Origin of the sequence: Achromobacter sp. (assembly GCF_036567245.1) — a bacterium.
GTDB lineage: Bacteria > Pseudomonadota > Gammaproteobacteria > Burkholderiales > Burkholderiaceae_B > Achromobacter.
In genome coordinates this window covers 1-6,364 of record NZ_DATCUY010000494.1, presented here as the reverse complement: position 1 = coordinate 6,364, position 6,364 = coordinate 1, and the positions used below count along the sequence as shown (strand labels likewise).

Annotated in this window: 6 protein-coding genes and 1 pseudogene; 5 read left to right on the top strand and 2 right to left on the bottom strand. The window is 59.3% G+C overall.

Annotated features, from left to right (window positions below):
- A partial coding sequence (locus VIR09_RS21105) for a hypothetical protein (RefSeq protein ID WP_332014623.1) occupies positions 1-541 on the bottom strand: 541 nt, incomplete at its 3' end.
- Positions 542-638: 97 nt separating this feature from the next.
- Between VIR09_RS21105 and VIR09_RS21100 the strand changes: the two genes are divergently transcribed.
- From VIR09_RS21100 to VIR09_RS21080, 5 genes are all read left to right on the top strand, one after another.
- Positions 639-851 (top strand): hypothetical protein, encoded by a 213-nt coding sequence (locus VIR09_RS21100; protein WP_332014622.1) that lies wholly within the window; start codon positions 639-641, stop codon positions 849-851.
- 66 nt (positions 852-917) lie between these two features.
- On the top strand, positions 918-2,792 hold the full coding sequence (locus VIR09_RS21095) for a hypothetical protein (protein WP_332014621.1): 1,875 nt from the start codon (positions 918-920) through the stop codon (positions 2,790-2,792).
- Positions 2,793-2,882: 90 nt separating this feature from the next.
- Positions 2,883-3,347, top strand: a complete 465-nt coding sequence (locus VIR09_RS21090) for a hypothetical protein (RefSeq protein ID WP_332014620.1) — start codon at positions 2,883-2,885, stop codon at positions 3,345-3,347.
- Entirely contained in the window at positions 3,344-4,507 is a 1,164-nt protein-coding gene (locus VIR09_RS21085; protein ID WP_332014619.1) for a hypothetical protein, read from the top strand. The genes VIR09_RS21090 and VIR09_RS21085 overlap by 4 nt, the downstream gene beginning before the upstream one ends.
- Positions 4,508-4,593: 86 nt before the next feature.
- Positions 4,594-5,721, top strand: a complete 1,128-nt coding sequence (locus tag VIR09_RS21080) for an acyltransferase (protein WP_332014618.1) — start codon at positions 4,594-4,596, stop codon at positions 5,719-5,721.
- 48 nt (positions 5,722-5,769) lie between these two features.
- Here VIR09_RS21080 and VIR09_RS21075 read toward each other — a convergent pair.
- A pseudogene (locus VIR09_RS21075) lies at positions 5,770-6,364 on the bottom strand (hypothetical protein); the annotation flags it as partial.

Sequence of the window (6,364 nt, the reverse complement as noted above, 5' to 3'; positions counted from 1 at the left end):
CGACGTCGTCCTTCAAGGCAAACGGCAGGCAGCCGCAATTGACGAAATCGGCGACACCGCAGGCGAGGAAATGCCGCGGATCGATCAGCAGCTCCGGCTGCGCCACCACGTCGAGCCCGGTGGCCTTCGCCAGCCGCGCATAGCCCGCGCGCCCGGTGGTCTGGGCGGCGCCGCGGCCGCGGAAATTCCAGCCGTCGTCGGAGCCCGCCGCATTGCCCATGCGGCCGTTATAGACCTTGTTGGCCAGCGCCCGCGGATTGTGCGCATAGGGTGCGGCGCTGGCCGGGCTGGGAAACCGCGACGGCCACACCTGCATCATCCGCCCGGCGCTGTAATTCAGGTTCTCCACCACGTCGTGCCCGGCGCCGCATTCGTGGGAGATCTGCGCCATCACATGGGCGACCAGCGACGGCGTGGTGATGCCGTGGCGCGCGAACACCGAAGGTGCCGACGCAATCATGCCGGCGCGCAGGCCGGGAACCTTCTGGTCGCCGTTGGGCCACAGGCGCGTCAAAGCATCGGCGAACTGCGATGGGGTCATGCGTCACCTCTGAACGAATTCAACTGGAAACCGAGGGTGCGGAGCTTCACAACTGCGGAGCCGGGTGTTAGACGCAGTTGCTGGGCCGGGGCACGCGATGCGCGATACATTCAATAATGCGGTGGGTAGAACGGCGTTGCTTTGCAACGGGCGAGCGCTGGCGGCTGTTGTTCTTTTCCTGATCGGCTGCGTCGCACCCGATGTCGATTTATCCAACAGGCTCGCAATTTGTGCGCTGGCCTGCGGGTTGAGCGCGCCGCCATGCATACGCAAACTCGGCAGCGCCGCGCTGCGTCGTGGCTGCATCTGATGCCGCGGCAGGATATTCTTTTCTAGTTTGGCTTGAGACCATTGCCATGATCGGACTTCAGTGACGATGACTATCTATGCACGGCTGCAGCCATTCGCGATTGCCATCGTCGTCGTGGCGATGGCCACCATCCCGCTTTTCGATCGTCATGCGGTCTTTTATGTCGACTGGATCAATCATCTCTGGTCGGCGGAATATTTCGGCGAATACTGGAAGCAGCACTTTCAACCGCCGGTGATATTCAACACCAGCAAGGTGATCGGCATGTCCGTGCCGATCTTCTATTCATATCATTTCTATGCGCTTACAGGCTTGCTGAGTTCCGTTCTCGGCTCTGGTCTCGCCATGCGCTGCTTCGTGTTCGGCGCTCTGGTGCTGCAGTTCCTGGTCGTTTTCCGCTCGCTGGTTGCTGTGCGCCTGGAGAGCAATACGGCATATGTCGTCGCCACGCTGCTGGTGTGGGGCATTTACTCGCTGACCAACCTCTACAACCGCAGCGCCCTGACCGAATTCTTCGCGATCAGCCTGTTGACGTGTTCGGTCGCCGCATTGCTCGTGGTGTTCCTGAAAGCCGGCGAAGAGCCCATCGGCTGGTCGACATGGCTCCAGCCGGGCTTCTATTTTGCCCTCGCCGCGGTGACGCATCCACTTACCGCCGCCTTCGGCGGTCTGTTCATCATCGTGTTCGGCGGCATCGCGCTGATACTGACGCGGAGCTGGCGATTGCTGCTGTTCGGGATGGCGAGCGGAGCTGCCATCCTCCTCGCATTGTCGCCCTGGCTGCTCGCCTATCGTGCCTTCGGCAGTCTGTTACCGGTGAACGACGCCACCTTTGCCCGCAATGCCTTCCAGACCATTGGCTACTTCCGTCTAAGCCTCGATGCATGGTGGTCGCGGTTCTCGCCGGTGCCGATTGATGCGCGTTCCCTGCTCGAAGGCATCCGCGACGTCTCGACGCCCTATCTCGACGCGCAGGTCTCGATCCCGTTGCTGCTGCTGGTTCTGGTGCGCCTGTTCGCGTTGCGGCTGGACTATTCGCGGCTACGCGCGGTGCAATGGGTACTGGGAATTTCCGCCCTGATCTTCACTGCCTACTTCGCGGCGCTGTCGGTGCGGCCGTCGATCTCGGAGGCATTCGGCGGATTCTTCAATATTCTGCAGTTCGCCTATCGCCTCACGGCCTATATCAACCTGACGCTGCTCGTCGCATTCGTTGCGTTGACCGGCATCGCGGTACGCAAGGGCCAGCCCGGCGGCGTCCGCTCCGAATGGCTGGCCTTCTGCCTGGCGTTGGGAATGGCGGGTCTCGCTACCAAGCTCTATCATGGCAATGCTATCGCGCAGCCATCTGGGGCCGCATCTGTGAACAAGATTGCCGCCGACATCCGGCTGCCGACCTATTATAAGGAATTTTCGGTGTGGGCTCCGGGAATGGAAGCGGCGGGACAGAACGCCAGCACCCTCCCGCCGACCTACTATGGTCATCCCAACTATTCGATCTTCGCGCCCTACCGCGTCGCGCCGGACAATGCGCCGCAGACCTACGCCGCGATGCAGCCCGAAGCGGGCGCACGCTTTGGCGAGGTTGCCTCGTTCGAAGTCGACCTGCCTAGCCCCACCCTTGTCATTACCAATGTGCAGCCGCTCCCATGGAGCAGGCTTGTGCTGGATGGCGTGTTGCAGCCCAACGAAGCGTTGCTGGTGGTCCCGCCCAAAACCACACTCGATCCGTATCGCCGCTTCGACGGACTTGCGCTCCAGGTTGAGGGCGGGCACCACGTCATCGAATACCGCTTCCTGCCGGACCGCATCTGGGTCATCTCGATCGTCTTGTCTTGGATTACGTTGATCGTCTGGCTCGCAGCGATCATCTTCGCTGCCGTTCCCGTGCGAAATCGGCAGCGTAAGAGCGAACGTTACGTCGAGAAACTTGCCAGCTGAGTCGTTGACAAGACCCAATGCAACCTTCTCAGCTTTACGCGGTAGTCCGATGCGCATAGATTGCAGCGCTTGTCGGCAGTGGGGTAAATCGTGGCCAGCTCTTTCAACTCCAACCGGTTCGGGATTTTGGCCGCGATACTATTAATTCCATCGGTGGCTGCTTCCACTTGGAAGTACTGGCCTCCGAGGCACGAAAGCTATACCAACCCGACTACCCTGTCGTACTTCATCCAGAAGCGCCTGCCATGGCTATACCGACCTCCGGCGGACATTTTCGCGGGACGATATGGCCAGGGTGCGATGACAGCGATTCTCGGGCCGGATTGTCGCAGGTTCGTCTTCGGTGATACTGGCCTGTTCAGCCAGATGAGTCCGCCAACTTTCCGAGTTCATTCCTGCAGCAAGCCAATTGATCTTCAGAAATTCATGGCCTTCCTGAAATCGGGTCATTTTGTCAGTACGGCCGCATGGACTTATGCCGAACTGAAACCTGAAGAACTGTCGGCAATGCTCGTTGAGCCGAAGCAGACCGTTGATGAGAAGTCGGCCAGATGAACCTGCTTCGATACTCATTGGTCCTGTTGACACCCGTTATCATTCTGATGATTTCGCTGCTTGCCCACCACGAACGAACCGGCGACGGCTCTGAATACATTGCCATGTACTATGCGTGGCTCGATACGGGGCGGCCCTGGCTGTCGACCACGTCGGGCGCCTCCTACGAAGCCACCCGTCTTTCCAATACAATCCTGGGCATGGTGCCTTACGAACTTATCTTGCAGGTATTCCAGCCGCTGCGCCTTGGCGACGGTCTCGACACCACTCATTTCTGGTTCTTCAGCGCCATCGCCGCTGCCATTGGCTCCGTCGCAAAGAAGGTTGGCGGCTTCACAGACCCATCCTACGCCTTTGCCATTGAACATGCGGTTCTTGCGCTGCTCGCGGGCATTGCGGCACTTCGGCTGTTTGGTATAGCCGGCGTTCTAGCGGTGGCCTTCCTGCTGCTTGGTTCGCCCATGCTGTGGTTCACCGACAAGATCCATACAGAGTTCTTTACGGTCTCATTATGCCTCATTGCCGTTCTTGGTTTATTGGGCGGCAAGCTGTCCTGGGCGACACTGGCGTTTGCCGCGGCCTCCACCCAGAATCCGAGTTTCGCGATCGTCGCGGCGGCAACCGGCGTGACCTGGCTTTTTGCCCGTGAGCGTCCGACGCGCGTCGATATCGCTTTCGTCGTCGCCGCCGCTGTTCTGACCTGCCTTCATCCGCTGTATTATTTCTTCAGGTTTGGTGGACTTACGCCGCAACTGATCTTCGCCGGCGCCCGCTTCGCCTGGGAACCTGTGCTCTCAAGCTACATCTGGTTCATTGATCCGGATCTCGGACTATTCCCGAACTGGCCCGGGGGAATCGCCATAATCGTGCTCGCCGCTATCGCCATATCGCATGGTGCGCGGCTGCCGGTATCAATGAAAGCATACGCTCTGCTTGGTTTCCTCTTGGTCATCAACCTGCTTGCACATTCGGCGACCGTGATGATGAATTCTGGCGGCTCGTTGGACGTCGCCCGATACGCGACATGGTACATCCCGTTTTTCGCGCCGCTGCTGATCATTGTGCTACAATACGCAGCTCCCACAGACCCCTTGAAGAACGGCGATCTGCGAATGACCCCGCTATCTGCCTTTCGCCGCAAGCCGCTGCCGGAAAACTGACAGGCTGAGATATTTCGTAGTTTGTTGAGCTAGGTGAGCCCGCACTCAAAGCTGCCTGTTAAGAACAGGCGCCGAGGATGAAGTGCATGAAACTTAGATCAGGCACCGCGAAAGCAAGCCGCAATTCCCATATTGATGGATTGAGAGGTCTATCGATCTTCGTCGTCATTTTCCTGCATTTCTGCTACATTTTTTCACCGGCCGCCTTTGCATTTCTACCCGGATGGGCCGTAGCATTGATCGCAACAAACGGATATTATGGTGTCACGGTCTTTTTCGTCATCTCCGGATTCCTGATTACCTCACACGCAATCCAGCATTATGGTTCCCTCGCTACGATCAGGCCGCACGAATTCTACCTCGCGAGATTTGCACGAATTGCGCCGCTTTCGGCAGCCAGTGTACTAGTACTGACAGCAATGCATCTGGCTGGTATTGCCGCTTTTGTTGCACCAGAAAATTCGAGTATATGGACAGCACTCTGGACGGCGCTGACGTTTCAGTTCAACTGGTATTATGTCGCTGGCGCTGGCATCGGAATGGTTGCTTGGTCGCCGCTGTGGTCGTTGTCTGTTGAAGAAGTATTTTACGTTCTCTTTCCCGTTGTGGGCCTGGCTCTTCGTAAGCCAGCATACATCGCGGTTGCACTGGCGATTCTGATCGTTCAGGCGCCGTTTGCTCGAATAGGATGGGTCGCACTTTACCTTTGGTCCGGCTGCGCCGACGCGATTGCTATGGGCTGTCTGGCAGCGCTGCTGGCAGATTATCTTGGAAAGACGACATGGCCATTTTGGGCAGGAGCGGTCCTGCGATGGACCGGCCTTGGATTGATCATTTGGCGGCATTTCGCCTATTTGCTTACGGCCGACTTCATTCTCGGACCAAGCATCATCGCATTCGGTGCCGCACTTTTCCTGGTCGGCGCAGCCAAGAGTCCCCAACGAAGGTTTCGACTCTCGGTTCCGCTTGAATTCATCGGTCGACGCAGCTACGAAATCTACTTGATACACATGTTTATACTGCTTCTGATGAAGGCGTGGTTCGGAACGGACTTACCCGATATCTGCCTCGTTATCTTCCTATTCGTAGCCGCCGGACTTGGTGAGCTTATCGGACGGCAATTTACCGACCCGATGAATAAGTGGATCCGGTCGATAGGTCGAACGCCGAAACCGGCAGTCGCTCAACTGAAGGCCGTCCCGTCCGCCGTATGATGGACCGGATAGCCGTTCCTTTTGTCGTTAGGGCGCCTTCCAGCCTCCTTACATCCTGAAGTTAAACTGGATGCCCTGCTGGATATAGCCCACGCCACCATCGCCGTAGAACCCAGCGGTTCCCACGCCCCCCTTCTCCACCGCCTGAAAATAATTGAACCCCGCCACGGTGGCTGAAATTTCGCCCGGGACGGTGGAGATCACCGCAGCGTCGGCGCCGGAGGACAGATAGCCGGCGCAGCCGGTGAAGGCGCCGGTGGCGTTCAGGCCGAAACCGACGGCAGCCGCCGCGCCGCCGCCGGCCTTGCTCATGCTGGCCGGCTGGATGATGCGCGCGCTCGCCGCGTCTTCCGCCAGTCCCGCCACGAAGCTGACGCGGTTGCCGGTGCTGGCGTTGAGCGGCGCCGGGCCGGCGGCCGGGGTCCAGGTGTCGGTGGAATCGCCGACCATGGTGGCCACCGCGACGCGGTTGTACATGTTCCAGACGCCGAGCCAGGCCGCGGCGCCGCCGGCGGCGATGCCGCCCAGGATCCAGTCGAGCTGCGCCGAAGCATTGCTGCGGGTGGTGCCGACATAGGTGCCGCGCGACGCCGCCGGGCCGTTGGCGATGGCCACGGCGTTGACCAGGATGCCGCTGACCATG

What these genes read in the sequence shown, in the direction of transcription:
- VIR09_RS21080 (WP_332014618.1), top strand. Translation starts at nt 4,594, where the DNA reads ATGAAACTTAGATCAGGCACCGCGAAAGCAAGCCGCAATTCCCATATT.
- VIR09_RS21095 (WP_332014621.1), top strand. Translation starts at nt 918, where the DNA reads ATGACTATCTATGCACGGCTGCAGCCATTCGCGATTGCCATCGTCGTC.
- VIR09_RS21085 (WP_332014619.1), top strand. Translation starts at nt 3,344, where the DNA reads ATGAACCTGCTTCGATACTCATTGGTCCTGTTGACACCCGTTATCATT.
- VIR09_RS21100 (WP_332014622.1), top strand. Translation starts at nt 639, where the DNA reads ATGCGCGATACATTCAATAATGCGGTGGGTAGAACGGCGTTGCTTTGC.